Here is a 26,329-nt window from a genome sequence, read left to right as displayed (position 1 = left end):
TCCCCAGCCCGACCGGAGCTCCGCCGAGGCCGTGGCCATCGCCCCGCACTGGCGCACCGCCTCAATCAACCCACCGACCAAGGTCCCACGAAGCTGGGATCCGATACCTTAAGTCACTGGTATTGGGGCTACAGGGCTCCGGCCCGCCGCACCCGTACCCATTCGAGGACGTTCAGGGCGGCGACGATCACCGCGAGCAGGCCCAGCGCGCCCACCGCGGGCAGCCTCGCCGCGAGCGGGAGGGCGATGAGTACGACGACGGCGGCCGTCAGCCGGGTCGTCGACCACAGGCCGAACATCCGCCACCGCGTGTAGCCGAAGACGGCCAGGAAGAGCGCGCAGCCCCCGTAGAGCAGCCCGGCCACCCCCGTCCCGAGCCGGTCCGACGGGTGCGCCACCGCGTCGTGCATGCCGACCGCCACCGCGATCACCCCGCCGATGAAGCCGAGGTGGGCGTAGGAAAGGACCTCGCGGATGGTGTCGATCTGCCGGTCGGAGGTGGCCAGCGCGTGCTGGATCGCGCTCGCCGCGAACGCGAAGTACACCCACCACAGACCGGCCGCGAGGGTGAAGGCCGCCGCGACGGCGGTGAGCTCCCGTGTGTCCAGGTGCGCGGCCGCCGTCGCCGGGGCGCCGATCGCCACGATCGACTCGCCGAGCGCGATGATCAGGAACAGTCCGAAGCGTTCCGGCAGATGCCCGGCATGGAACCGAACCCGGGACAGTCTGCGCCGCAGCAGCAACGGCATGGACAGGTCGATCAGTGCGGCGGACGCCCAGAGCGCGGTACGCGCCGGGCCGTCGAGGAAACCGCCGGCCATCAGCATCGGCCCGGTGACGCAGGCTCCGACGGCGAAGGCGCTGAGCCGTACGTCCTGCCAGCGGAGAACCAGTGCCTGCAGCACCAGCCGCGCGGCCCAGTAGGAGGCCCCGTAGAGCACTCCGCGCCCGTCGTAGGCCAGCGGCAGCGCCAGCCCCATGAACAGCGCGCTCAGCCCGACGGCGAAGATCCCGATCCGGTCCACCGGATTGTCGACATCCTGCCGGTTGGCGTGCAGCGACATCCCCACCCAGGCCCAGTAGGGCGGCACGAACGCGATGAGCGCCCGTCCCACGCCCGCCCAGGAGTGGTCCTGGTGCAGCAGCGTGCTCACCTGCGTGATCGCGAACACGAACACCAGGTCGAAGAACAACTCCGCCCAGGTGACCCGCTTTTCGGCCTCAGCCATCCCCGCCCCCGTCATGCCCGCCGCCCCCTGCGGCGCACGACTCTACTGGGACGGTCAGGACCGGGACGGTCAGGCCGGCAGGGCGAGCCAGTCGTCGATTCCGGAGAGCAGCCGGTCCCGTACGTCCTGCGGCGCGGCCGACCCCCGGACCGACTGCCGGGCCAGCTCCGCCAGCTCCTCGTCGGTGAAGGCGTGGAAGTCCCGCGCGATCTCGTACTGCGCGGCGAGCCGCGACCCGAAGAGCAGCGGGTCGTCGGCGCCCAGCGCCATCGGTACGCCCGCGTCGAAGAGGGTGCGCAGCGGCACGTCCTCCGGCTTCTCGTAGACGCCGAGCGCGACATTGGACGCCGGGCAGACCTCGCAGGTGATCTGCCGCTCGGCGAGCTTCCTGAGCAGCCGGGGGTCCTCGGCCGCCCGCACCCCGTGCCCGACGCGCCCCGCGTGGAGGTCGTCGAGGCAGTCGCGGACGCTGCTGGGCCCGGCGAGCTCACCGCCGTGCGGCGCGGCGAGCAGCCCGCCCTCACGGGCGATCGCGAAGGCGCGGTCGAAGTCGCGGGCGAGCCCGCGCCGCTCGTCGTTGGAGAGTCCGAAGCCGACGACGCCCCGGTCGGCGTACCGCACCGCGAGCCGGGCGAGGGTGCGCGCGTCGAGCGGGTGCTTCATCCGGTTGGCGGCGACGATGACGGCCATCCCGACGCCGGTCTCCCGGGAGGCGCTCTCCACCGCGTCCAGGATGATCTCCATGGTCGGGATGAGACCGCCGAGCCGGGGGGCGTACGAGGTCGGGTCGACCTGGATCTCCAGCCACCCGGAGCCGTCCCTGGCGTCCTCCTCGGCGGCCTCGCGGACCAGCCGCTGGATGTCCTCGGCGGTGCGCAGACAGCATCGCGCGCTGTCGTAGAGCCGCTGGAAGCGGAACCAGCCCCGCTCGTCGGTGGCCCGCAGTTTCGGCGGGTGGCCGGAGGTGAGCGCTTCGGGGAGGTGCACCCCGTGCAGGTCCGCGAGCTCCAGCAGGGTCTCGGGCCGCATGGAGCCGGTGAAGTGCAGATGGAGATGGGCCTTGGGGAGCAGACGGACATCACGTGCCATCCGAGGATCCTGCCGTACGGGTGAGGCCGTCCGGTACCGATTTCGCCGAACGGGGGCTTGCCCGAAAACAAAAACGGGCCCCCGGTGGCAGCCGGGGGCCCGTCGAAGGGAGCAATTCAGGCGGGATCAGGCGCGGGCCTCGCCGAGCAGCTTCTGGATCCGCGAGACGCCCTCGATCAGGTCCTCGTCGCCCAGTGCGTAGGAAAGGCGCAGGTAGCCGGGGGTGCCGAAGGCCTCACCGGGGACGACGGCGACCTCGGCCTCGTCCAGGATGAGGGCGGCCAGCTCGACGGACGTCTGCGGGCGCTTGCCGCGGATCTCCTTGCCGAGCAGGTCCTTCACGGACGGGTACGCGTAGAACGCGCCTTCGGGGGTCGGGCAGAGCACACCGTCGATGTCGTTCAGCAGCCGCACGATGGTCTGGCGCCGGCGGTCGAAGGCGGTGCGCATCTCGGCGACCGCGTCCAGGTTCCCGGAGACCGCCGCCAGTGCCGCCGCCTGGGCGACGTTGCTGACGTTGGAGGTGGCGTGCGACTGCAGGTTCGTCGCGGCCTTGATCACGTCCTTGGGGGCGATCATCCACCCGACGCGCCAGCCGGTCATGGCGTACGTCTTGGCGACACCGTTCACCACGATGCACTTGTCGCGCAGCTCGGGAAGGATCGCCGGGAGCGAGGTGAACGTCGCGTCGCCGTAGACGAGGTGTTCGTAGATCTCGTCGGTGAGCACCCACAGGCCGTGCTCGACGGCCCAGCGGCCGATGGCCTCGGCGTCGGCCTCGCTGTAGACGGCGCCGGTCGGGTTCGACGGGGAGACGAAGAGGACGACCTTCGTACGCGGGGTGCGCGCCGCCTCCAGCTGCTCGACCGACACGCGGTAGCCGGTCGTCTCGTCGGCGACGACGTCGACGGGCACGCCGCCCGCGAGCCGGATCGACTCCGGGTAGGTGGTCCAGTACGGCGCCGGGACGATGACTTCGTCGCCCGGGTCGAGGATCGCGGCGAAGGCCTCGTAGATCGCCTGCTTGCCGCCGTTGGTGACCAGCACCTGGGAGGCGTCGATCTCGTAGCCCGAGTCGCGCAGCGTCTTGGCGGCGATGGCGGCCTTGAGCTCCGGCAGCCCGCCGGCCGGGGTGTAGCGGTGGTACTTCGGGTTCCGGCACGCCTCCACCGCGGCCTCGACGATGTAGCCGGGGGTCGGGAAGTCGGGCTCGCCGGCGCCGAAGCCGATGACCGGACGCCCGGCGGCCTTGAGGGCCTTCGCCTTGGCGTCCACGGCGAGGGTCGCGGACTCGGAGATCGATCCGATGCGGGCCGACACCCGTCGGTCGGCGGGGGACTGTGCGGGAGGAGTGGCAGCGGTCATGACTGCATCGTCCCAGACGGCGTACCGCCCCGGCACCGGTGTTTGCAGAGTGGACAGCGCGGCCGGCGGCGGAGCCGTTCGACGACCGGCCCATGAACACGTACACTCATCCGTCGATGGCCCTCTCGCGAACTGCGGTACGTTGAGGGGAGTCTCAAAGGGTCGTAGCTCAATTGGTAGAGCACTGGTCTCCAAAACCAGCGGTTGGGGGTTCAAGTCCCTCCGGCCCTGCTACACGCGTCCTCGCCAGGATGCGGGCAGGTAATTGCACTCGCCGTACCGCGCGACGGGCGCGGTACGGCCACGACCCGGAGTCAGGTGAAGACGAGTGACTGAAATCACGGACTCCATCGAGGTCCCTGAGCCTGACGCATCCCAGGACAAGAAGGCCCGCCGCGGAGGTAAGCGCGGAAAGAAGGGCCCACTGGCCCGTCTTGGCCTCTTCTACCGGCAGATCGTCGCCGAGCTCCGCAAGGTCGTCTGGCCTTCGCGTCAAGACCTCATGACGTACACGAGCGTCGTAATTGTCTTCGTTGTCGTCATCATCGGGCTTGTGTCCGTGATTGACTTTGGATTCGCGAAGCTCGTCTCGTACGTCTTCGGATGATCCTGCGGAGGATGCCCCTGCGGCGCCCGTCCGCATGTTCCACCCCTTGAAGTCAGGAAGAAGCAGTCACCGTGTCTGACCCGAACGTGTACGACGCCGACGAGTCCGTCGAGGGCGACGACACTGCGCTCGACATCGTCGAGGCAGCCGACGGCGACATCGACCAGGCCGAGGCTGCCGACGAAGCCGCGGGCGAAGCCGCCGAGAAGGCCGCCGTCCACGTCATCGATGAGACCGACGACGCCGTCGCCGAGGACGCTCAGGACTCCCAGGACGAGACCGGGGACGCCGCCGACGAAGAGGCCGAGGCCGTACTCGTCGAGGCCGACGCCGAGCTCGCCGAGGGCGACGCCGAGCCCGTGGAAGAGCCGGAGCCGGTCGACCCGGTCGCCGCCTTCCGCGAGGAGCTCCGCACCCTGCCGGGCGAGTGGTACGTCATCCACACGTACGCCGGCTACGAGAACCGCGTGAAGTCCAACCTGGAGCAGCGCGCCGTCTCGCTGAACGTCGAGGACTACATCTACCAGGCAGAAGTGCCCCAGGAAGAAGTAGCCCAGATCAAGAACGGCGAGCGCAAGACCGTCAAGCAGAACAAGCTTCCGGGCTATGTGCTGGTGCGCATGGACCTGACGAACGAGTCGTGGGGCGTCGTCCGCAACACGCCGGGCGTCACCGGCTTCGTGGGCAACGCGTACGACCCGTACCCGCTGACGCTGGACGAGATCCTGAAGATGCTGGCTCCCGAGGTCGAGGCGGCCGCCGAGGCCGCCGCCGCCGCGGACGGCACCGGACCGGCCCGCAAGATCGAGGTCCAGGTGCTGGACTTCGAGGTCGGCGACTCTGTCACCGTCACCGACGGCCCGTTCGCGACGCTGCAGGCGACGATCAACGAGATCAACCCGGACTCGAAGAAGATCAAGGGTCTCGTGGAGATCTTCGGTCGCGAGACTCCGGTCGAGCTCAGCTTCGACCAGATCCAGAAGAACTGAATTTTTGAAGCGTCCGACCAGGTCAGACCGGCTCTCGCAGCTGGTCTGACCTGCTCGGTTTCAGGCCTCGCCCCGATACCCGTTATCGTGGTGCGGTATGCCTGCTAGCAGGCGAAACAACTCTCACTAGGACCCGGAGAGAGCAATGCCTCCCAAGAAGAAGAAGATCACGGGGCTTATCAAGCTCCAGATCAACGCGGGCGCCGCAAACCCCGCGCCGCCGGTCGGCCCCGCACTGGGCCAGCACGGCGTCAACATCATGGAGTTCTGCAAGGCCTACAACGCCGCGACCGAGTCGCAGCGTGGCATGGTCGTGCCGGTGGAGATCACGGTCTACGACGACCGCTCCTTCACCTTCATCACGAAGACTCCGCCGGCCGCGAAGCTGATCCTCAAGGCCGCAGGCGTGGAGAAGGGCTCCGGCGAGCCGCACGTCAAGAAGGTCGCGAAGCTCACCGCCGCTCAGGTGCGTGACATCGCCACGGTCAAGATGCCGGACCTGAACGCCAACGACCTGGACGCCGCGTCGAAGATCATCGCCGGCACCGCCCGTTCCATGGGCATCACGGTCGAGGGCTGACAGCCACCCCGAAGCACGTCTGTGGGAGGACCGCGCGCGGTCCGTACCACGACTCCACTCACCATTGAGGAGCAGCAGTGAAGCGCAGCAAGACTCTCCGCGCTGCGGACGCGAAGATCGACCGGGACAAGCTGTACGCCCCGCTCGAGGCCGTCCGTATCGCCAAGGACACCGCAGCGACGAAGTTCGACTCGACCGTCGAGGTCGCCATGCGTCTGGGCGTTGACCCGCGCAAGGCCGACCAGATGGTCCGCGGCACCGTGAACCTTCCGCACGGCACCGGCAAGACCGCCCGGGTCCTGGTCTTCGCGACCGGTGACCGTGCAGCGGCCGCGGAAGCCGCGGGCGCCGACATCGTCGGCTCCGACGAACTCATCGAAGAGGTGGCCAAGGGCCGTCTGGACTTCGACGCCGTCGTCGCCACCCCGGACCTCATGGGCAAGGTCGGCCGGCTGGGCCGCGTGCTCGGTCCCCGTGGCCTGATGCCGAACCCGAAGACCGGCACCGTGACCCCGGACGTGGCCAAGGCCGTGACCGAGATCAAGGGCGGCAAGATCGAGTTCCGCGTCGACAAGCACTCGAACCTGCACTTCATCATCGGCAAGGTGTCGTTCGATGACGCGCAGCTGGTCGAGAACTACGGCGCGGCCCTGGACGAGATCCTTCGTCTGAAGCCGTCGGCCGCCAAGGGCCGCTACATCAGGAAGGCCGCCATCAGCACCACGATGGGCCCGGGCATCCTGGTGGACCAGAACCGCACCCGCAACCTCCTCGTCGAGGAGGACGCCGCCGGCGTCTGATCCGGACACGGCCGCGCAACGCGACGGGCCGGGCCCCGCTCCTTCTGGGAGCGGGGCCCGGCCCGTCGCGTATCCGGCCCGTACGCGGCCTTTACGGCCCGCTTCCACGCCGGTCCGCAGGCGGCCTCTTCCGAGGCTCGTACGGGGCCCGTGAGCAGCCCCGTTGAGGCGATTTGCCTGTTGGCGACCCGTTCACGTACTCTTCGCAGGAAGCCAAAGACCGCTGGTTGCTGCTGTGCCCTCGTAAGAGGTGCGGCGGCCGAAGGATCCGCTAGCTGCGGACGACCCGCTCAGGTTGCTGTGGAAGAACTCCTGGATTCGTTCTGGTCGAGTAACGCCCCGTGCGCCTGCGCCGGGGCGTTCGTGTTGCCCAGCCCCTTCCGTGCGGTCCGAATCACCCGGAAGGAGGCCGAGACTCATGGCGAGGCCCGATAAGGCTGCTGCGGTTGCCGAGCTGACGGACAAGTTCCGCAGCTCCAACGCCGCAATGCTGACCGAGTACCGCGGTCTCACCGTGGCGCAGCTCAAGACGCTGCGCCGTTCGCTCGGTGAGAACGCTCAGTACGCCGTGGTGAAGAACACGCTGACCAAGATCGCGGCCAACGAGGCCGGGATCAGCACGCTGGACGACCTGTTCGCAGGTCCGACGGCTGTTGCCTTCGTCACCGGTGACCCGGTGGAGTCGGCGAAGAGTCTGCGTGACTTCGCCAAGGAGAACCCCAACCTCATCATCAAGGGCGGTGTCCTTGACGGTAAGGCGCTGACCGCCGATGAGATCAAGAAGCTTGCGGACCTCGAGTCCCGCGAGGTTCTGCTCGCCAAGGTGGCCGGTGGGATCAAGGCGTCGATGGCCAAGGCCGCGGCGACTTTCCAGGCCCCGCTGACGGAGTTCGCCCGCACTGCGGACGCGCTTCGCGCCAAGGTCGAGCAGGGCGGTGCCGGTACGCCGGCTCCCGCCGAGGCCGAGGTGGCGGAGTAACTCTCCGCCCCTGGTCGCAGCGGGCGCCACACGCCCGCCTTCATGTACACCCGGCACCTGCCGAATAGTGGAAGGACGCCAATCATGGCGAAGCTGTCCCAGGACGAGCTGCTCGCGCAGTTCGAGACCCTGACCCTCATCGAGCTCTCCGAGTTCGTCAAGGCCTTCGAAGAGAAGTTCGACGTCAAGGCTGCCGCCCCCGTCGCCGTCGCCGGCCCCGCCGCCGCCGCCGCCGAGGCCCCGGAGGAGCAGGACGAGTTCGACGTCATCCTCACCGGTGCCGGCGAGAAGAAGATCCAGGTCATCAAGGTTGTGCGTGAGCTCACCTCGCTGGGTCTGAAGGAGGCCAAGGACCTCGTCGACGGCGCTCCGAAGCCGGTCCTCGAGAAGGTCACCAAGGAGGCCGCCGAGAAGGCTGCCGAGTCCCTCAAGGCCGCTGGCGCGGGCGTCGAGGTCAAGTAAGTCCCAGCCCCTCTCCAGGGGGCTGAACAGCCGCAGGGCGGCCACCCGAAAGGGTGGCCGCCCTGCGGTCGTTCCCGGGGTCCTCCAGGGGACCTGTAGCCGCCCGGGGGTAAGGTGATCATCCCCGCTGGGCCAGGGGGGCCGTGCGGATCTCCGGGGGGCTGAGGCCTTGACGAACCGCACGCGGCGCGCAATTCTCAGGACGCGTCGTTAGTTCGGTCCGGGGTCCGATGCATGGATCGATGGCGATGCGGGAATGCCTAGCGTCAAGCACAGATCCGGTGCCGAGACCGGGTCGACAACAGTGGCGAGGGGGCAATGATTCGGTACTCCGAATCTCTGCCTGGACATCAGTGTGCCGAGTGGCTACACTGACCCTTTGCGCTGCCTGTTAGCTGTAGCCTGGCCCGTCACCAGGGACAGCCCCAAGCCTGAGCACTGAATGAAGAGATGTCCCGTCTGAGGACATCCCTGTGTGCTCGGGGGCGGACACCGGTATGCGCGTAGTGAGTCCGAGCCCTCGGAAGGACCCCCTCTTGGCCGCCTCGCGCAACGCCTCGACTGCCAATACGAACAACGGTGCCAGCACTTCACCGCTGCGCATCTCTTTTGCGAAGATCAAGGAACCCCTCGAGGTACCGAACCTCCTCGCGCTGCAGACCGAGAGCTTTGACTGGCTGCTCGGCAACGCCGCGTGGAAGGCTCGTGTCGAGGCGGCTCTGGAAAGTGGCCAGGACGTCCCCAGGAAGTCGGGTCTGGAAGAGATCTTCGAGGAGATCTCTCCGATCGAAGACTTCTCCGGGTCGATGTCGCTCACCTTCCGCGACCACCGTTTTGAGCCTCCGAAGAACTCGATCGACGAGTGCAAGGAGCGCGACTTCACGTACGGCGCTCCGCTCTTCGTCACCGCCGAGTTCACCAACAACGAGACCGGCGAGATCAAGTCGCAGACGGTCTTCATGGGCGACTTCCCGCTCATGACCAACAAGGGCACCTTCTGCATCAACGGCACCGAGCGTGTCGTCGTGTCGCAGCTGGTCCGCTCTCCTGGCGTCTACTTCGACTCCTCGATCGACAAGACGTCCGACAAGGACATCTTCTCGGCCAAGGTCATCCCGTCCCGTGGTGCCTGGCTCGAGCTCGAGATCGACAAGCGCGACATGGTCGGTGTCCGCATCGACCGCAAGCGCAAGCAGTCGGTCACCGTGCTCCTGAAGGCTCTCGGCTGGACGACCGAGCAGATCCTGGAGGAGTTCGGCGAGTACGAGTCGATGCGCGCCACCCTGGAGAAGGACCACACCCAGGGCCAGGACGACGCACTGCTCGACATCTACCGCAAGCTGCGTCCGGGCGAGCCGCCCACCCGCGAGGCCGCGCAGACGCTGCTCGAGAACCTCTACTTCAACCCGAAGCGCTACGACCTCGCGAAGGTCGGCCGCTACAAGGTGAACAAGAAGCTCGGCAGCGACAAGCCGCTCGACGCCGGAGTGCTGACCACGGCCGACGTTCTCGCGACCATCAAGTACCTGGTCAAACTGCACGCCGGTGAGACCGAGACCGTGGGCGAGGACGGCCGCAACATCGTCGTCGAGACCGACGACATCGACCACTTCGGCAACCGTCGTCTGCGCAACGTCGGCGAGCTCATCCAGAACCAGGTCCGTACCGGCCTGGCTCGTATGGAGCGCGTCGTCCGCGAGCGGATGACCACCCAGGACGTCGAGGCGATCACGCCGCAGACCCTGATCAACATCCGGCCGGTCGTCGCCTCCATCAAGGAGTTCTTCGGCACCAGCCAGCTGTCCCAGTTCATGGACCAGACGAACCCGCTGTCGGGGCTGACCCACAAGCGTCGTCTGTCCGCGCTGGGCCCGGGTGGTCTGTCCCGTGAGCGCGCCGGCTTCGAGGTCCGTGACGTTCACCCGTCGCACTACGGCCGCATGTGTCCGATCGAGACCCCTGAAGGCCCGAACATCGGTCTGATCGGCTCGCTCGCCTCCTACGGCCGGGTCAACGCGTTCGGTTTCGTCGAGACCCCGTACCGCAAGGTCGTCGAGGGCATCGTCACCGATGACGTCGACTACCTGACGGCCGACGAGGAAGACCGCTTCGTCATCGCGCAGGCAAACGCGCCGCTGACGGACGACAACCACTTCGAAGAGGCCCGCGTCCTGGTCCGCCGCCGTGGCGGCGAGATCGACTACATCCCCGGCGCCGACGTCGACTACATGGACGTCTCGCCGCGCCAGATGGTGTCGGTCGCGACCGCGATGATCCCGTTCCTCGAGCACGACGACGCCAACCGCGCGCTCATGGGATCGAACATGATGCGCCAGGCGGTGCCGCTCATCAAGAGCGAGGCCCCGCTGGTCGGCACCGGCATGGAGTACCGCTGCGCGGTCGACGCCGGTGACGTCATCAAGGCCGAGAAGGACGGTGTGGTCCAGGAGGTCTCCGCGGACTACGTCACGGTCGCCAACGACGACGGCACCTACACCACGTACCGCGTGGCGAAGTTCAGCCGCTCGAACCAGGGCACCTCCTTCAACCAGAAGGTCGTCGTCGACGAGGGCGCTCGCGTCGTCGCCAACCAGGTCCTGGCCGACGGCCCCTCCACCGACGAGGGCGAGATGGCCCTCGGTAAGAACCTCCTCGTGGCATTCATGCCGTGGGAGGGCCACAACTACGAAGACGCGATCATCCTCAGCCAGCGGCTGGTCCAGGACGACGTCCTCTCCTCGATTCACATCGAGGAGCACGAGGTCGACGCCCGTGACACCAAGCTCGGCCCGGAGGAGATCACCCGGGACATCCCGAACGTCTCGGAAGAGGTCCTCGCGGACCTCGACGAGCGCGGCATCATCCGTATCGGTGCCGACGTCGTCGCCGGCGACATCCTGGTCGGGAAGGTCACGCCGAAGGGCGAGACCGAGCTGACCCCGGAGGAGCGCCTGCTCCGTGCGATCTTCGGCGAGAAGGCGCGCGAAGTGCGCGACACCTCGCTGAAGGTGCCGCACGGCGAGACCGGCAAGGTCATCGGCGTCCGGGTCTTCGACCGTGAAGAGGGCGACGAGCTGCCGCCGGGCGTGAACCAGCTGGTCCGCGTCTACGTCGCCCAGAAGCGCAAGATCAACAATGGTGACAAGCTTGCCGGCCGGCACGGCAACAAGGGCGTCATCTCGAAGATCCTGCCGGTCGAGGACATGCCGTTCCTGGAGGACGGCACCCCGGTCGACATCATCCTCAACCCGCTGGGTGTCCCGTCCCGGATGAACCCGGGACAGGTCCTGGAGATCCACCTCGGCTGGCTCGCCCAGCAGGGCTGGGACACCTCCGGTATCACCACGGAGTGGGCCCGCCGCCTGGAGTCCATCGGCGCCGACAAGGTGCCCCCGGGCTCCAACGTCGCCACCCCGGTGTTCGACGGTGCGCGCGAGGACGAGATCACCGGTCTCTTCGAGGCCACGATCCCGAACCGCGACGGCGACCGGATGGTGCTGCCCTCGGGCAAGGCCCGGATGTTCGACGGCCGCTCCGGCGAGCCGTTCCCGGAGCCGGTCTCGGTCGGCTACATGTACATCCTGAAGCTCCACCACCTGGTGGACGACAAGCTCCACGCCCGCTCCACCGGCCCGTACTCGATGATCACCCAGCAGCCGCTGGGTGGTAAGGCGCAGTTCGGTGGCCAGCGATTCGGCGAAATGGAGGTGTGGGCCCTTGAGGCATACGGTGCCGCCTACGCCCTCCAGGAGCTGCTGACGATCAAGTCCGACGACGTGCTCGGCCGCGTGAAGGTCTACGAGGCCATCGTCAAGGGCGAGAACATCCCCGAACCCGGCATTCCCGAGTCCTTCAAGGTGCTCATCAAGGAAATGCAGTCGCTCTGCCTCAACGTGGAGGTGCTGTCCTCGGACGGTATGTCCATCGAGATGCGCGACACGGACGAGGACGTCTTCCGCGCTGCGGAAGAGCTCGGAATCGACCTGTCCCGGCGTGAGCCGAGCAGCGTCGAAGAGGTCTGACGGGCCGACCGGGGAGCTGCGCGAGTAGCTCCCCGGTCATCCCCGGACCGTTCAGACCATGTTTGACACTCGACCCCGGCAGCGTTCTTAGTCGGGTAAAACCCGAAGGCGGGATTGACGACAAGTGCTCGACGTCAACTTCTTCGACGAGCTGCGGATCGGCCTTGCCACCGCGGACGACATTCGTACCTGGTCCCACGGCGAAGTGAAGAAGCCGGAGACCATCAACTACCGCACCCTCAAGCCGGAAAAGGACGGGCTCTTCTGCGAGAAGATCTTCGGCCCGACCCGGGACTGGGAGTGCTACTGCGGTAAGTACAAGCGGGTCCGCTTCAAGGGCATCATCTGCGAGCGCTGTGGCGTCGAGGTAACTCGCGCCAAGGTGCGTCGTGAGCGGATGGGCCACATTGAGCTGGCCGCTCCCGTGACCCACATCTGGTACTTCAAGGGCGTTCCGTCGCGGCTGGGCTACCTGCTCGACCTCGCCCCGAAGGACCTCGAGAAGGTCATCTACTTCGCCGCCTACATGATCACGTGGGTCGACGACGAGCGCCGGACGCGCGATCTGCCCTCGCTGGAGGCCCAGGTCTCCGTCGAGCGTCAGCACGTCGAGAACCGTCGCGACTCCGATGTCGAGAACCGGCAGAAGAAGCTCGAAGCGGACCTCGGCGAGCTGGAGGCCGAGGGCGCCAAGGCCGACGTGCGCCGCAAGGTGCGCGAAGGTGCCGAGCGTGAGATGAAGCAGCTCCGTGACCGCGCTCAGCGCGAGATCGACCGCCTCGACGAGGTGTGGGCCCGCTTCAAGAACCTCAAGGTCCAGGACCTCGAGGGCGACGAGCTGCTCTACCGCGAGCTGAAGGAGCGCTTCGGCACCTACTTCTCCGGCTCGATGGGTGCCGCGGCGCTGCAGAAGCGTCTCGAGACCTTCGACCTCGAGGCGGAGGCCGAGCGCCTCCGCGAGATCATCCGTACCGGCAAGGGCCAGAAGAAGACCCGTGCGCTCAAGCGCCTCAAGGTCGTCTCGGCGTTCCTGCAGACCACCAACAAGCCCAACGGCATGGTGCTGGACTGCGTCCCGGTCATTCCGCCGGACCTGCGTCCGATGGTGCAGCTGGACGGTGGCCGCTTCGCGACCTCCGACCTGAACGACCTGTACCGCCGCGTGATCAACCGCAACAACCGCCTCAAGCGTCTCCTTGACCTCGGTGCCCCCGAGATCATCGTGAACAACGAGAAGCGGATGCTGCAGGAGGCCGTCGACGCGCTGTTCGACAACGGCCGTCGTGGCCGTCCTGTCACGGGTCCCGGCAACCGCCCGCTGAAGTCCCTGAGCGACATGCTCAAGGGCAAGCAGGGTCGTTTCCGTCAGAACCTGCTCGGCAAGCGAGTCGACTACTCGGCCCGTTCGGTCATCGTCGTCGGCCCGCAGCTCAAGCTGCACCAGTGCGGTCTGCCGAAGGCCATGGCGCTGGAGCTCTTCAAGCCGTTCGTGATGAAGCGCCTGGTGGACCTGAACCACGCGCAGAACATCAAGTCGGCCAAGCGCATGGTCGAGCGCGGCCGCACCGTCGTCTACGACGTCCTCGAAGAGGTCATCGCAGAGCACCCGGTGCTGCTGAACCGTGCACCGACCCTGCACCGCCTCGGCATCCAGGCCTTCGAGCCCCAGCTGGTCGAGGGCAAGGCCATCCAGATCCACCCGCTCGTCTGCACCGCGTTCAACGCGGACTTCGACGGTGACCAGATGGCCGTCCACCTGCCGCTGTCGGCAGAGGCGCAGGCCGAGGCCCGCATCCTGATGCTGTCCTCGAACAACATCCTGAAGCCGGCCGACGGCCGGCCCGTCACCATGCCGACCCAGGACATGGTGCTGGGTCTGTTCTTCCTCACCACCGAGCCGGAAGAGCGTGTGCTCATCGGCGAGGGCCGGGCGTTCGGCTCCACCGCCGAGGCGACCATGGCGTTCGACAACCGCGAGCTGTCGCTCCAGTCGAAGGTCGACATCCGCTTCCCGGTCGGCACCGTCCCGCCGCGTGGCTGGACCCCGCCGGTCTCCGAAGAGGGCGAGCAGGGTTACCAGGTCGGCGACACCTTCCGGCTGCGGACGTCCCTGGGACGCGCGCTCTTCAACGAGCTGCTGCCCGAGGACTACCCGTTCGTGGACTACGCGGTGGGCAAGAAGCAGCTCTCCGAGATCGTCAACGATCTGGCCGAGCGCTACCCCAAGGTCATCGTGGCGGCGACGCTCGACAACCTCAAGGAAGCCGGCTTCCACTGGGCCACCCGTTCCGGCGTCACCGTCGCCGTCACGGACATCGTCGTGCCCGAGGCCAAGAAGGCCATCGTCAAGGGCTACGAGGAGCAGGACGAGAAGGTCCAGAAGCAGTACGAGCGCGGCCTGATCACCAAGGACGAGCGCACGCAGGAGCTCATCGCGATCTGGACCAAGGCGACCAATGAGGTCGCCGAGGCGATGAACGCGAACTTCCTCAAGACGAACCCCATCTTCATGATGGTTGACTCGGGTGCCCGAGGAAACATGATGCAGATGCGTCAGATCGCCGGTATGCGTGGTCTGGTGTCGAACGCGAAGAACGAGACCATCCCGCGTCCGATCAAGGCCTCGTTCCGTGAGGGCCTGTCCGTGCTGGAGTACTTCATCTCCACCCACGGTGCCCGTAAGGGCCTCGCGGACACCGCCCTGCGTACCGCCGACTCGGGTTACCTGACCCGTCGTCTGGTGGACGTCTCGCAGGACGTCATCATCCGCGAGGAGGACTGCGGTACCGAGCGCGGCCTCAAGCTGCAGATCGGTGCGCGCGGCGAGGACGGCGTCCTTCGTAAGACGGACGACGTCGAGACCAGCGTCTACGCCCGCATGCTCGCCGAGGACGTCGTCATCGACGGCAAGGTGATCGCGCCGGCCAACGTCGACCTGGGCGACGTGCTCATCGACCAGCTGATCCAGCACGGTGTCGAGCAGGTCAAGACCCGCTCGATCCTCACCTGCGAGTCCACGGTCGGCACCTGTGCCTTCTGCTACGGACGCTCGCTGGCCACCGGCAAGCTGGTGGACATCGGTGAGGCCGTCGGTATCATCGCGGCCCAGTCGATCGGTGAGCCCGGTACCCAGCTGACGATGCGTACCTTCCACACCGGTGGTGTGGCGGGTGACGACATCACGCAGGGTCTGCCGCGTGTCGTCGAGCTCTTCGAGGCCCGTGTCCCCAAGGGTGTCGCCCCGATCTCCGAGGCTGTCGGTCGGGTTCGCATCGAGGAGACCGAGAAGACGAAGAAGCTCGTCGTCACCCCGGACGACGGCAGCGAGGAGATCGCCTACCCGATCTCCAAGCGGTCCCGTCTGCTGGTGGGCGAGGGCGACCACGTCGAGGTCGGCCAGAAGCTGACCGTGGGTGCCACCAACCCGCACGACGTGCTGCGCATCCTCGGCCAGCGCCAGGTTCAGATCCACCTGGTGGCCGAAGTGCAGAAGGTCTACAACAACCAGGGCGTGTCGATCCACGACAAGCACATCGAGATCATCATCCGGCAGATGCTCCGCCGTGTGACGATCATCGAGTCCGGCGACGCCGAGCTGCTGCCCGGCGAGCTGGTCGAGCGCGGCCGCTTCGAGACCGAGAACCGTCGTGTGGTCTCCGAGGGCGGTCACCCCGCCTCCGGCCGTCCGCAGCTGATGGGTATCACCAAGGCCTCGCTGGCGACCGAGTCCTGGCTGTCGGCCGCCTCCTTCCAGGAGACGACCCGAGTGCTGACCGACGCGGCTATCCACGCCAAGTCGGACTCGCTGCTGGGCCTGAAGGAGAACGTCATCATCGGTAAGCTCATCCCGGCCGGTACGGGTCTGGCCCGTTACCGGAACATCCGGGTGGAGCCCACCGAGGAAGCGAAGGCCGCGATGTACTCGGCCGTCGGTTACGACGACATCGACTACTCGCCCTTCGGCACCGGCTCCGGCCAGGCCGTTCCCCTGGAGGACTACGACTACGGCCCCTACAACGGCTGAGTCGTGTCCCACAGAGTCTGATCCGCAAGGCGGCCGCCCCTCACCGGGGTGGCCGCCTTGCGGCGTTTTACGGAACTCAGCGGCGACGCCGTGCGTCCAGCAGTATGGAGAGACCATTCCTAGGTGGGGAGGTGTCGCGCGTGTCACTCGATCCGTGGGGCAACGGTCGGCAGCCGCAGTCGGGCCATGTGCCCGGAATGCTGGCGGCCGACGCCGACCGGGAGCGGACGGTGGACGTTCTCAAGGCCGCGTTCGCCGAGGGGCGTCTGAAGACCCAGGAGTACGAGCAGCGGATGTCCACCGCCTACCAGGCGCGTACGTACGGCGAGTTGCAGATGCTCGTGCACGACCTCCCGCAGGGTCCCTCGCCGATGCCCGCGCAGCTGTCCCCGCTGATGGGGTATGTGCCGCGGACCTTCCTGCCGGCCCCGCCGAGGACGAACAGCCTGGCGGTGGCCTCGCTCATCTGCGGTTTGGGGGGCTTCACCGTCATCGCGGCGGTCCCGGCCGTCATCCTCGGCCACAAGGCGCGCAACGAGATCCGCAGGACCGGCGAGAACGGGGACGGTTTCGCGGTGGCCGGCCTCGTCATGGGCTGGCTCGTGATCGGCTTCGTGGCGCTCATGTTCCTGCTGTCGGCGGTCGGCGCCTGAGCCTCTGGCGCACCGCTTCCGGCATACCGCTCCGGCGCACGGTTCCGGCCGGCGGTCCCGCTGGGAAGGCGGCGTGTCCTGCGCCGATGCATTTGTTTTGACCGGAGCCGATGCGATAGGTACGATCTGACCTTGTGCCTGGGGTGTGCCCGGGTCCCTGCGCGTGCCCCCAGCCTTTGGCCGGGAGGTGTCCTATACCGCGCCGGGATACCGAGGCCGCGACACCCGACATACGTACGTTCCCTGCTCCACGGGGATGTGCGGGGTCCGCGACACACCCGACCGCGTGGGTCGGTGCCCCAGGTTAGTTTTATCGAGATCGGCACACAGAAACCGGAGAAACGGTGCCTACGATCCAGCAGCTGGTCCGGAACGGCCGGCAGGACAAGGTCAAGAAGAATATGACACCCGCGCTGAAGGGTTCCCCTCAGCGCCGCGGTGTTTGCACGCGTGTGTACACGACCACCCCGAAGAAGCCGAACTCGGCGCTTCGCAAGGTGGCCCGTGTGCGTCTGACCAGTGGGATTGAGGTCACCGCCTACATTCCGGGCGAGGGCCACAACCTCCAGGAGCACTCCATCGTGCTCGTGCGTGGCGGTCGTGTGAAGGACCTGCCGGGTGTTCGCTACAAGATCATCCGCGGCTCCCTGGACACCCAGGGCGTCAAGAACCGCAAGCAGGCCCGCAGCCGCTACGGCGCCAAGAAGGAGAAGTAAGCATGCCTCGTAAGGGTCCTGCCCCGAAGCGCCCGGTCATCATCGACCCGGTCTACGGATCTCCTCTGGTGACCTCGCTGGTCAACAAGATCCTCCTGCACGGCAAGCGTTCCACCGCTGAGCGGATCGTTTACGGTGCCCTCGAGGGCCTCAAGGAGAAGACCGGTACCGACCCGGTCATCACCCTGAAGCGCGCTCTCGAGAACATCAAGCCGACCCTGGAGGTCAAGTCCCGCCGTGTCGGCGGCGCGACCTACCAGGTGCCGGTCGAGGTTCGCCCGGCCCGTGCTTCCACGCTCGCGCTGCGCTGGCTCGTGGGTTACTCCCGCGCCCGCCGTGAGAAGACCATGACCGAGCGCCTGATGAACGAGCTGCTGGATGCCAGCAACGGTCTCGGTGCCTCTGTCAAGCGTCGCGAGGACACCCACAAGATGGCCGAGTCGAACAAGGCCTTCGCGCACTACCGCTGGTAGTCACTACCCACATCGAGACCGAGAGAAGACTGAGCCTTATGGCCACCACTTCGCTTGACCTGGCCAAGGTCCGCAACATTGGGATCATGGCCCACATCGACGCGGGCAAGACGACGACCACCGAGCGGATCCTGTTCTACACCGGTGTGAGCTACAAGATCGGTGAAGTCCACGATGGCGCAGCCACCATGGACTGGATGGAGCAGGAGCAGGAGCGCGGCATCACGATCACGTCGGCCGCGACGACCTGTCACTGGCCGCTGAATGATGTCGATCACACGATCAACATCATCGACACCCCCGGGCACGTCGACTTCACGGTCGAGGTGGAGCGTTCGCTCCGCGTGCTCGACGGTGCCGTCACGGTGTTCGACGGTGTTGCCGGTGTTGAGCCGCAGTCCGAGACCGTTTGGCGTCAGGCGGACCGCTACGGCGTGCCGCGCATCTGCTTCGTCAACAAGCTCGACCGTACGGGCGCTGAATTCCACCGCTGCGTGGACATGATCTCGGACCGCCTCGGTGCGGTTCCGCTGGTCATGCAGCTGCCCATCGGCACTGAGATGGACTTCAAGGGCGTTGTCGACCTCGTCGCCATGAAGGCCCTGGTGTGGTCCCCCGAGGCCACCAAGGGCGAGATGTACGACACTGTCGACATCCCGAGCAGTCACGTCGAAGCCGCCCAGGAATGGCGCGGCAAGCTCCTCGAGACCATCGCGGAGTACGACGACGAGATGATGGAGCTGTTCCTCGAGGGCCAGGAGCCCACCGAAGAGCAGCTGATGGCCGCGATCCGTCGCGCCACCATCGCCTCGACCGACTCCGAGCACCAGGGCAAGCCGACCTTCACGCCGGTCTTCTGCGGCAGCGCGTTCAAGAACAAGGGCGTTCAGCCCCTGCTCGACGCCGTGGTCCGTTACCTGCCGTCGCCCCGGGACATCGAGGCCATCGAAGGCCACGACGTCAAGGACCCGACGGTGGTCGTGAAGCGTCAGCCGTCCGACGACGAGCCGTTCTCCGGTCTTGCTTTCAAGATCATGAGCGACCCGCACCTCGGCAAGCTCACCTTCATCCGGGTTTACTCGGGCCGTCTCGAGACCGGCACCTCGGTGCTGAACTCGGTGAAGGGCAAGAAGGAGCGCATCGGCAAGATCTACCGCATGCACGCGAACAAGCGTGAGGAGATCCCTTCGGTGGGCGCCGGCGACATCATCGCCGTCATGGGCCTGAAGCAGACCACCACCGGTGAGACGCTGTGCGACGAGAAGAAGCCGGTCATCCTGGAGTCCATGGACTTCCCGGCCCCGGTCATTCAGGTCGCGATCGAGCCCAAGTCCAAGGGTGACCAGGAGCGTCTGGGTGTCGCCATCCAGCGCCTCGCGGAGGAGGACCCCTCCTTCCAGGTTCACTCCGACGAGGAGACCGGCCAGACCATCATCGGTGGTATGGGCGAGCTTCACCTCGAGGTGCTGGTCGACCGCATGAAGCGCGAATTCCGCGTCGAGGCGAACGTCGGCAAGCCCCAGGTCGCGTACCGCGAGACGATCCGCAAGACCGTTGAGCGTATCGACTACACCCACAAGAAGCAGACTGGTGGTACCGGCCAGTTCGCGAAGGTACAGATCGCGATGGAGCCCATCGAGGGCGGCGACGCGTCGTACGAATTCGTGAACAAGGTCACCGGTGGCCGCATCCCCCGCGAGTACATCCCGTCGGTGGACGCAGGCGCCCAGGAAGCCATGAAGTTCGGCATCCTGGCCGGTTACGAGATGGTGGGTGTCCGCATCACCCTTCTCGACGGTGGCTACCACGAGGTCGACTCCTCCGAGCTCGCCTTCAAGATCGCCGGTTCGCAGGCGTTCAAGGAGGGTGCCCGCAGGGCGAGCCCTGTGCTCCTCGAACCGATGATGGCCGTTGAGGTCACCACGCCCGAGGACTACATGGGCGACGTCATCGGGGACCTGAACTCCCGCCGTGGCCAGATTCAGTCCATGGATGAGCGCAGCGGTGCCCGGGTCATCAAGGGCCTCGTCCCGCTGTCGGAGATGTTCGGCTACGTCGGAGACCTCCGCAGTAAAACGTCGGGTCGCGCAAGCTACTCGATGCAGTTCGACTCCTACGCCGAGGTTCCGCGGAACGTCGCCGAGGAGATCATCGCGAAGGCCAAGGGCGAGTAGCGCTCAATTCGCAGTGCAGCTCAACCCTTAGGCTTGACAGCAGGCATCGGGGCATTCCGCCGCAATCCACAGGGGCTTCGGCCCTGAAGAGCGTGGCGGGTGCCCCGGCAGCCCGCATTCCAGCAAAGATCACCTGGCGCCGATGAAGCAAGGCGTACAGAACCACTCCCCAGGAGGACCCCAGTGGCGAAGGCGAAGTTCGAGCGGACTAAGCCGCACGTCAACATCGGCACCATCGGTCACATCGACCACGGTAAGACGACGCTGACCGCGGCGATTACCAAGGTGCTGCATGACGCGTACCCGGACCTGAACGAGGCCTCGGCCTTCGACCAGATCGACAAGGCTCCTGAGGAGCGCCAGCGCGGTATCACGATCTCGATCGCGCACGTCGAATACCAGACGGAGTCGCGTCACTACGCGCACGTCGACTGCCCCGGTCACGCTGACTACATCAAGAACATGATCACGGGTGCGGCGCAGATGGACGGCGCCATCCTCGTTGTCGCCGCGACCGACGGCCCGATGCCGCAGACCAAGGAGCACGTGCTCCTGGCCCGCCAGGTCGGCGTTCCGTACATCGTCGTCGCCCTGAACAAGGCCGACATGGTGGACGACGAGGAGATCCTGGAGCTCGTCGAGCTCGAGGTCCGTGAGCTCCTCTCCGAGTACGAGTTCCCGGGCGACGACCTTCCGGTCGTGCGCGTCTCGGCGCTCAAGGCTCTTGAGGGCGACAAGGAGTGGAGCGAGAAGCTCCTCGGCCTCATGGCCGCTGTCGACGAGTTCATCCCGCAGCCGGACCGTGACGTCGACCGTCCGTTCCTGATGCCGATCGAGGACGTCTTCACGATCACCGGTCGTGGCACCGTCGTCACCGGTCGTATCGAGCGTGGCATCCTCAAGGTCAACGAGACTGTCGACATCATCGGCATCAAGGAGACCAAGACCACCACCACGGTCACGGGCATCGAGATGTTCCGCAAGCTGCTCGACGAGGGCCGGGCCGGAGAGAACGTCGGTCTGCTCCTCCGTGGCATCAAGCGCGAGGACGTCGAGCGCGGCCAGGTCATCATCAAGCCGGGTACGGTCACGCCGCACACCGAGTTTGAGGCCCAGGCCTACATCCTGTCGAAGGACGAGGGTGGCCGTCACACCCCCTTCTTCAACAACTACCGTCCGCAGTTCTACTTCCGGACGACCGACGTGACCGGCGTTGTGACCCTCCCCGAGGGCACCGAGATGGTCATGCCGGGCGACAACACCGCCATGACGGTCGCGCTGATCCAGCCGATCGCCATGGAAGAGGGCCTGAAGTTCGCCATCCGCGAGGGTGGCCGTACCGTGGGCGCCGGCCAGGTCGTCAAGATCACCAAGTGATCTGACGCTCTAGCGAGCATCACACCAAGGGCCCTGCCCCGCCGTTCGCGGTGGGGCAGGGCCCTTGGTCTTTTCCGCCGCCTGCGGGGGGAGCCGCGGGCGTGGGAGGCTCTGCCGGTTCCGGTGCCGGTGAGAACCGATTTTTACGCCGGTGAGTGGGTCTCCGGGCGCCATACCCACGGCGTCGCGGCGAAGTCCAGGCCGACCACGTACGCCCGGCCGTCTGCGCCGTGCAGCAGCGCGGGAGTGCCGACCGGGAGCGCGAAGGGCGGCCGTTTCAGCTGCTGGGCGGGGTGCGCGGTGTCCAGGAGCTTGACGGTGCCGTCAAGCTCCTTGCTGAGCAGCAGCAACCCGCCGCCCCCGCCCCCGGCTGGGGCCGGGGCAGCACCGACCGTGACATCCGCGTAGCCGCCGTAGCCGTGCAGCTGCCCGGGGTTCAGCGCGGAGTCCCGTGACATGGTGCCGTCCACCGTACGCAGGACCAGTTCGCCGCTGACGGGGCGGCGGTAGGCGACCGCGATCGTGCCGTCGGGGGCGAGCGCCGCGGACGGCGGCTCGCCGGGCTGCGGCATCCCGGTCAGGGCCTGGAAGCTCATCGGCTGTCCGGGGGCGGGCTGCGTCCAGTGGTGCACGGTGTCGCGGCCGGCGGCGAGGACATGGACCCGCGCCTGCCCGTCGAGGACCACCGAGAGGCCGTCCTGCACCTCGTCACCACCGAGGTCGAGCCAGTCGCCCCACGTGCCGCCTGCTTCCCTGACCCTGGTCCAGACGCCTCTGGCCGCGCTGCGGGCGAAGAGGTGGATCCGGCCGTCCGGGGTGGCTATCGCGACCGGGCAGCCTATCCGGCGGCCGCGGTCCTCATCGTGCTCCGGATTGCCCATCCCGGTCCAGGCCCGGTACGGGCCGTCCGGCGCGCTCTGCTCCAGCAGCACGATCTCGCGGGCGTTGTGCCCGCCCTGGCCCTCCAGGGAGGAGAACCGCAGGGCGAACAGCAGCCGGCGGCCTGTGGAGTCCTTCACCGCGGCCAGCGCCGGGGCGAGCGGCCCGCCGCCGAGGTCCAGCGGATCGCCCCACCGTGCGCTGCCGGGCCCGCTCTCCTGCCAGCGCACGGCCCGGGTGCCGAGCACAGAGAACGCCTCCAGCCGGCCGTCGGCGCCGGCGAACGTCGCGGGCCGGGCGCCCGGGTAGCGGTAGTGGGTGCTGCGGACCCAGCCCTTGGGGTTGGTCAGTGGTGTGTTCTGGCCGACGCCGTAGTCCCCGCAGCCGGAGGTGTTGCCGCAGTCCCAGCCCGGATCGCCGCCGTACGGGAGGAGGTACTCGTTCTTCTGCCGGACCACGGACTGCGGGAGATTGCGGGGCCAGCGCTGGTTGTAGTAGCCGCGGTAGGAGGTGGCCGCGAAACGCGGCACCTTTCCGTCCGCCTTGGCGCTGTCGTCCACCCACTGGGCCAGCGCCTTCCACGCGAAGAGCGCGGCGGGCGTGTGGTCGCGGTGGTCGGAGTAGCCGACCTGGTCGCTGTCCTGGTGGTGGGCGGCGTCGTGCACCTGGATGTCGGGGTCGGGGTCCAGGGTCTGCACCAGCGTCGGCCGGTACCGCTCCAGGAGCGCGGCCAGGGAGTCGACGAGGGTCCGGTGGCTGACCTTGGTGGAGGCCCGGACGGGGGACCCGGTGGCCACGACGGTGTCCAGGGTGATGCCGGGGACCGCCCACAGGTGGGGGAGGCCCAGCATGTGGGGGCTGCCCTCGCCCATGGACAGGTTGACGAAGACGAGATCCGCCTTGCGGTCGCCGTTGGACAGCTGGTCGAGCTCGACGGTGAGCCCGCCGGTCAGCGACAGCGCCGAATGGTGCCACGGTGTGAACTTGTCGAGGCCGAGCATGGTCGCGTACGCCTGGCGCAGCCCCTGGTGGCGGGACGAGGAGTAGGCCTGCCGGTCGGGCTTCGGCTTCGGCGTGTGGGGTGCGTGGTTGACCCCCACGGACTCGCCGGCCGTCACATAGACGGAGACCACCGGTACCCCGGCCTGCAGGGCGTGGAGGGTGTCGGGGTTCATGAAGTACAGGTCGTCGTCCGGGTGGGCGAGCACCTGGAAGAGCAGCGGCCCGGCGCCGGGCCGGTATGCCTGGACCGCGTTCGGGTCGGCACTGGTGACCGGCGCGCCGGCGGAGGGCGTGCTGGTGCAGCCGACGGCGGCGGCCGTTGTGGACATGGCTGTGGCGACAAGGAGTTCCCTGCGGGACAACCTTCGCCTCGTAGAGACGCTCACAACAGGTAGGAGCGATGGGAGGCCCCAGAGGTTGCGTGCGGGAACATGCACGATTCCTGACCTAGGGTGGTCTGTCGGGTGGCCGGGGTGTAAAGGGAGAGTTGCGTGTATCTGTCGGAGAGCCGGGCGAGTGACAAGGCTCGGTCCGCGGAGAGCCGCCCGGGCCGCCGGGGACTGCGCGGCCTCGTGACGGCGAATGTGTTCGCGCTCGGGATGACGAGCCTGATCACCGACATCTCCTCCGAGATGGTCACCGCGGTCCTCCCCGTGTATCTGGTCACCGGGCTCGGCCTGAGCATGCTGCAGTTCGGGTTCCTGGACGGCGTGTACTCGGGCTCGACGGCCCTGCTGCGGATCGTGGGCGGCTACCTCGCCGACAAGTTCACCGCCCGCAAGGCCGTGGCGGGCTCTGGTTACCTCATGTCGGCGGTGACGAAACTCGGATTCCCCCTGGTGGGCTCCTCCGTGCCCGGCATCGGGGTGATGATGGCCGTCGACCGGGCGGGCAAGGGCATCAGAACCGCCCCGCGTGACGCGCTGATCTCGCTGTCCACACCGCCGGAGTCGCAGGGCCGGGCCTTCGGGGTGCACCGGGCGATGGATACCGTCGGCGCCTTCATCGGCCCGGTCATCGCCTTCGCCCTGATGTCGATGATGAGCACCTCGCTGGGCACCGCGTACGACGCGGTGTTCGTGGTGAGCTTCTGTATCGGCTTGGTCGGTGTCGCGGCCCTCGTGCTCTTCGTACGGGACCCGTTCGCGCGGAAGAAGACCGCCCGGGTGGCGGTCTCGCTCCGTGCCGGGCTGGGGATGCTCGGCAACGCGTCCTTCCGGCGGGCCTGTGTGGGAGCCTGCCTCCTCGGCCTGGCCACGGTCTCCGACGCCTTCATCTACCTGGCGCTGCAGGACCGCACCGACCTGGCGATCTCCTGGTTCCCGCTGCTGCCGCTGGGCACGACGGGCGTGTACTTGCTGGCGGCGGTTCCGCTGGGCTGGCTGGCCGACCGGATCGGCCGCTGGAAGATCTTCCTGGCCGGGCACGCCTGCCTGATCGGCGCCTACCTGCTGATCGGCGGCGTCCTCGACCTGCGCGGCACGGCGTTGATCCTGGTCGTCCTGGCCCTGCACGGGCTGTTCTACGCGGCGACCGACGGGGTGCTGATGGCCCACGCCGGCCCGCTGATCCCCGAGGAGCTGCGCACCAGCGGCCTGTCCGTGCTGCAGACCACCCAGACCCTGGGCCGTGCCGTCTCCTCCGTGGCGTTCGGCGCCGCCTGGATGCGCTGGGGCCCGGAGAACACCATTCAGGGATTCACCGTCGCTCTGACGGCCGCCGTGCTGCTGTGCATGGTGCTGCTGCGGCCTGGTGCCGCCCACGGCCCCGAGGTGGCCGACGCATGAGAAAACGGATCATCATCTTCGCGGTGTGCGTCGTCGTGCTGGCCTCGGTGGCCGTCGGCTACACCCTGTACGCCCTGCACCGCGACAAGGCCCGCGCCGCGGGTGGCGAAGGAGTGCGCCCGGTCTCCGGCGCCGTCGACATCACCCCCGGCGGAAGCGCCCGGCTGGTCTTCCGGGACACCGCCAAGGGCGTCGGCTTCGGGCGGCTGGCCGAGGTGCCGATGGGCCGGCCGGGCGCCGTCCGGAAGGTCGACACCCAGGCTTGCGAGCGCAGCTACGCGGCGGCCGGCCGGCTGCTGTGCCTGGCGGGCGAGAACGGCCTGGTGGTGCACCACTACGCGGAGCTGCGCGACAGCCGGATGAAGCTGCTCAAGCGGATCCAGCTGCCCGGTCTGCCGAGCCGCGCCCGGCTCTCCGCGGACGGCCGGATGGCCGCCTGGACGGCCTTCGTCTACGGGGACTCCTACACCTCGGCCGGATTCTCGACCCGCAGCGGCATCTACGACTCCCGCACCGACACGCTGGTGCCGTCGCTGGAGGCGTTCAAGGTCCAGCGGGACGGCAAGGCGTTCGCGCCCCCGGACCGGAACTTCTGGGGGGTGTCGTTCATGAAGGACGACAACACCTTCTACGCGACGCTGGGTAGCGCCGGCAGCGGGGGCACCTTCCTGGTCCGCGGCGACTTCGCGGCCCGGACGATGACCGTGCTGCGGGACAACGTGGAGTGCCCGTCGCTCTCTCCTGACGACACCCGGCTGGTCTTCAAGAAGAAGGTCTCCGGCGATCCGTCCAAGCCCTGGCGGCTGTACGTGCTGGAGCTGGCCACCATGAAGGAGACCGCGCTCGCCGAGACCCGCAGCGTGGACGACCAGGGCGACTGGCTGGACGACCGCACGATCGGCTACTCGCTGCCGGCCGGGAGCAGCGCCTTCGACGTCTGGACCCAGCCCGCGGACGGCTCGGGCCGGCCGCGACTGCTGGTCTCCGGCGCGTACTCGCCGAGCATCGTGCGGTGACCGCCTTGGTTCGCCGGATCCGCCCGGTGGCCGGTTCGTCCTCAATCCGCCGGACGGGCTGAATTCAGCCCGTCCAGGGGGCACCTCCCAGCGGTAGCTGGGGGAG

General features: G+C 67.6%; 19 protein-coding genes and 1 tRNA gene. 16 read left to right on the top strand and 4 right to left on the bottom strand.

Annotation, left to right across the window (positions count from 1 at the left end; genetic code table 11):
• Positions 1-128: 128 nt before the first annotated feature.
• The 3 genes from QMK24_RS03785 to QMK24_RS03775 all read right to left on the bottom strand — a co-directional run bounded on the left by QMK24_RS03785 (position 129) and on the right by QMK24_RS03775 (position 3,683).
• Positions 129-1,229 (bottom strand): low temperature requirement protein A, encoded by a 1,101-nt coding sequence (locus tag QMK24_RS03785; RefSeq protein WP_283463626.1) that lies wholly within the window; start codon positions 1,227-1,229, stop codon positions 129-131.
• 69 nt (positions 1,230-1,298) lie between these two features.
• Positions 1,299-2,318 (bottom strand): adenosine deaminase, encoded by a 1,020-nt coding sequence (locus QMK24_RS03780; RefSeq protein WP_283463625.1) that lies wholly within the window; start codon positions 2,316-2,318, stop codon positions 1,299-1,301.
• Positions 2,319-2,444: 126 nt separating this feature from the next.
• Complete coding sequence (locus QMK24_RS03775; RefSeq protein ID WP_283463624.1) at positions 2,445-3,683, bottom strand: pyridoxal phosphate-dependent aminotransferase; 1,239 nt, start codon at positions 3,681-3,683, stop codon at positions 2,445-2,447.
• A gap of 158 nt (positions 3,684-3,841) precedes the next feature.
• Here QMK24_RS03775 and QMK24_RS03770 point away from each other — a divergent pair.
• From QMK24_RS03770 to tuf, 14 genes are all read left to right on the top strand, one after another.
• Positions 3,842-3,914: transfer RNA gene (locus tag QMK24_RS03770), tRNA-Trp, on the top strand.
• 97 nt (positions 3,915-4,011) lie between these two features.
• Positions 4,012-4,290, top strand: a complete 279-nt coding sequence (gene secE / locus QMK24_RS03765; protein ID WP_283463623.1) for a preprotein translocase subunit SecE — start codon at positions 4,012-4,014, stop codon at positions 4,288-4,290.
• Positions 4,291-4,361: 71 nt separating this feature from the next.
• Complete coding sequence (gene nusG / locus QMK24_RS03760; protein ID WP_283463622.1) at positions 4,362-5,279, top strand: transcription termination/antitermination protein NusG; 918 nt, start codon at positions 4,362-4,364, stop codon at positions 5,277-5,279.
• Between the two features lie 145 nt (positions 5,280-5,424).
• Complete coding sequence (gene rplK, locus QMK24_RS03755) at positions 5,425-5,859, top strand: 50S ribosomal protein L11 (RefSeq protein WP_138352882.1); 435 nt, start codon at positions 5,425-5,427, stop codon at positions 5,857-5,859.
• 77 nt (positions 5,860-5,936) lie between these two features.
• Positions 5,937-6,659, top strand: a complete 723-nt coding sequence (rplA, locus tag QMK24_RS03750) for a 50S ribosomal protein L1 (RefSeq protein ID WP_283463621.1) — start codon at positions 5,937-5,939, stop codon at positions 6,657-6,659.
• Between the two features lie 418 nt (positions 6,660-7,077).
• Positions 7,078-7,638 (top strand): 50S ribosomal protein L10, encoded by a 561-nt coding sequence (gene rplJ / locus QMK24_RS03745; RefSeq protein ID WP_283463620.1) that lies wholly within the window; start codon positions 7,078-7,080, stop codon positions 7,636-7,638.
• A gap of 84 nt (positions 7,639-7,722) precedes the next feature.
• Complete coding sequence (gene rplL / locus QMK24_RS03740) at positions 7,723-8,100, top strand: 50S ribosomal protein L7/L12 (RefSeq protein WP_283463619.1); 378 nt, start codon at positions 7,723-7,725, stop codon at positions 8,098-8,100.
• A 536-nt stretch (positions 8,101-8,636) separates the two neighbouring features.
• On the top strand, positions 8,637-12,122 hold the full coding sequence (gene rpoB, locus QMK24_RS03735; protein WP_283463618.1) for a DNA-directed RNA polymerase subunit beta: 3,486 nt from the start codon (positions 8,637-8,639) through the stop codon (positions 12,120-12,122).
• Positions 12,123-12,246: 124 nt separating this feature from the next.
• On the top strand, positions 12,247-16,146 hold the full coding sequence (locus QMK24_RS03730) for a DNA-directed RNA polymerase subunit beta' (RefSeq protein WP_283463617.1): 3,900 nt from the start codon (positions 12,247-12,249) through the stop codon (positions 16,144-16,146).
• A gap of 197 nt (positions 16,147-16,343) precedes the next feature.
• Positions 16,344-16,799 carry a DUF1707 and DUF4190 domain-containing protein gene (locus QMK24_RS03725; RefSeq protein WP_283463645.1) on the top strand — a complete coding sequence of 152 codons (456 nt, stop codon included), beginning with the start codon at positions 16,344-16,346 and terminating at the stop codon, positions 16,797-16,799.
• A gap of 344 nt (positions 16,800-17,143) precedes the next feature.
• Positions 17,144-17,515: a 30S ribosomal protein S12 gene (rpsL, locus tag QMK24_RS03720; protein WP_138352888.1), complete on the top strand. Its 372-nt coding sequence runs from the start codon at positions 17,144-17,146 to the stop codon at positions 17,513-17,515.
• Between the two features lie 2 nt (positions 17,516-17,517).
• Complete coding sequence (rpsG, locus tag QMK24_RS03715) at positions 17,518-17,988, top strand: 30S ribosomal protein S7 (protein WP_138352889.1); 471 nt, start codon at positions 17,518-17,520, stop codon at positions 17,986-17,988.
• 38 nt (positions 17,989-18,026) lie between these two features.
• Entirely contained in the window at positions 18,027-20,162 is a 2,136-nt protein-coding gene (gene fusA, locus QMK24_RS03710; RefSeq protein ID WP_283463615.1) for an elongation factor G, read from the top strand.
• A gap of 183 nt (positions 20,163-20,345) precedes the next feature.
• Positions 20,346-21,539, top strand: coding sequence for an elongation factor Tu (gene tuf / locus QMK24_RS03705; RefSeq protein WP_283463614.1), 1,194 nt, complete (start codon positions 20,346-20,348; stop codon positions 21,537-21,539).
• Positions 21,540-21,682: 143 nt separating this feature from the next.
• Here the strand turns inward: tuf and QMK24_RS03700 are convergent, their stop codons facing one another.
• Positions 21,683-23,749, bottom strand: a complete 2,067-nt coding sequence (locus QMK24_RS03700) for a PIG-L family deacetylase (protein ID WP_283463613.1) — start codon at positions 23,747-23,749, stop codon at positions 21,683-21,685.
• A 162-nt stretch (positions 23,750-23,911) separates the two neighbouring features.
• Between QMK24_RS03700 and QMK24_RS03695 the strand changes: the two genes are divergently transcribed.
• On the top strand, positions 23,912-25,207 hold the full coding sequence (locus QMK24_RS03695; RefSeq protein WP_283463612.1) for an MFS transporter: 1,296 nt from the start codon (positions 23,912-23,914) through the stop codon (positions 25,205-25,207).
• Complete coding sequence (locus tag QMK24_RS03690) at positions 25,204-26,223, top strand: TolB family protein (RefSeq protein WP_283463611.1); 1,020 nt, start codon at positions 25,204-25,206, stop codon at positions 26,221-26,223. The genes QMK24_RS03695 and QMK24_RS03690 overlap by 4 nt, the downstream gene beginning before the upstream one ends.
• Positions 26,224-26,329 lie beyond the last annotated feature (106 nt).

It is taken from the genome of Streptomyces sp. PH10-H1 (genome assembly GCF_030063355.1).
GTDB lineage: Bacteria > Actinomycetota > Actinomycetes > Streptomycetales > Streptomycetaceae > Actinacidiphila.
The sequence above is the reverse complement of the archived record's forward strand: the minus strand, read 5'-3'. Positions and strand labels throughout refer to the sequence as shown.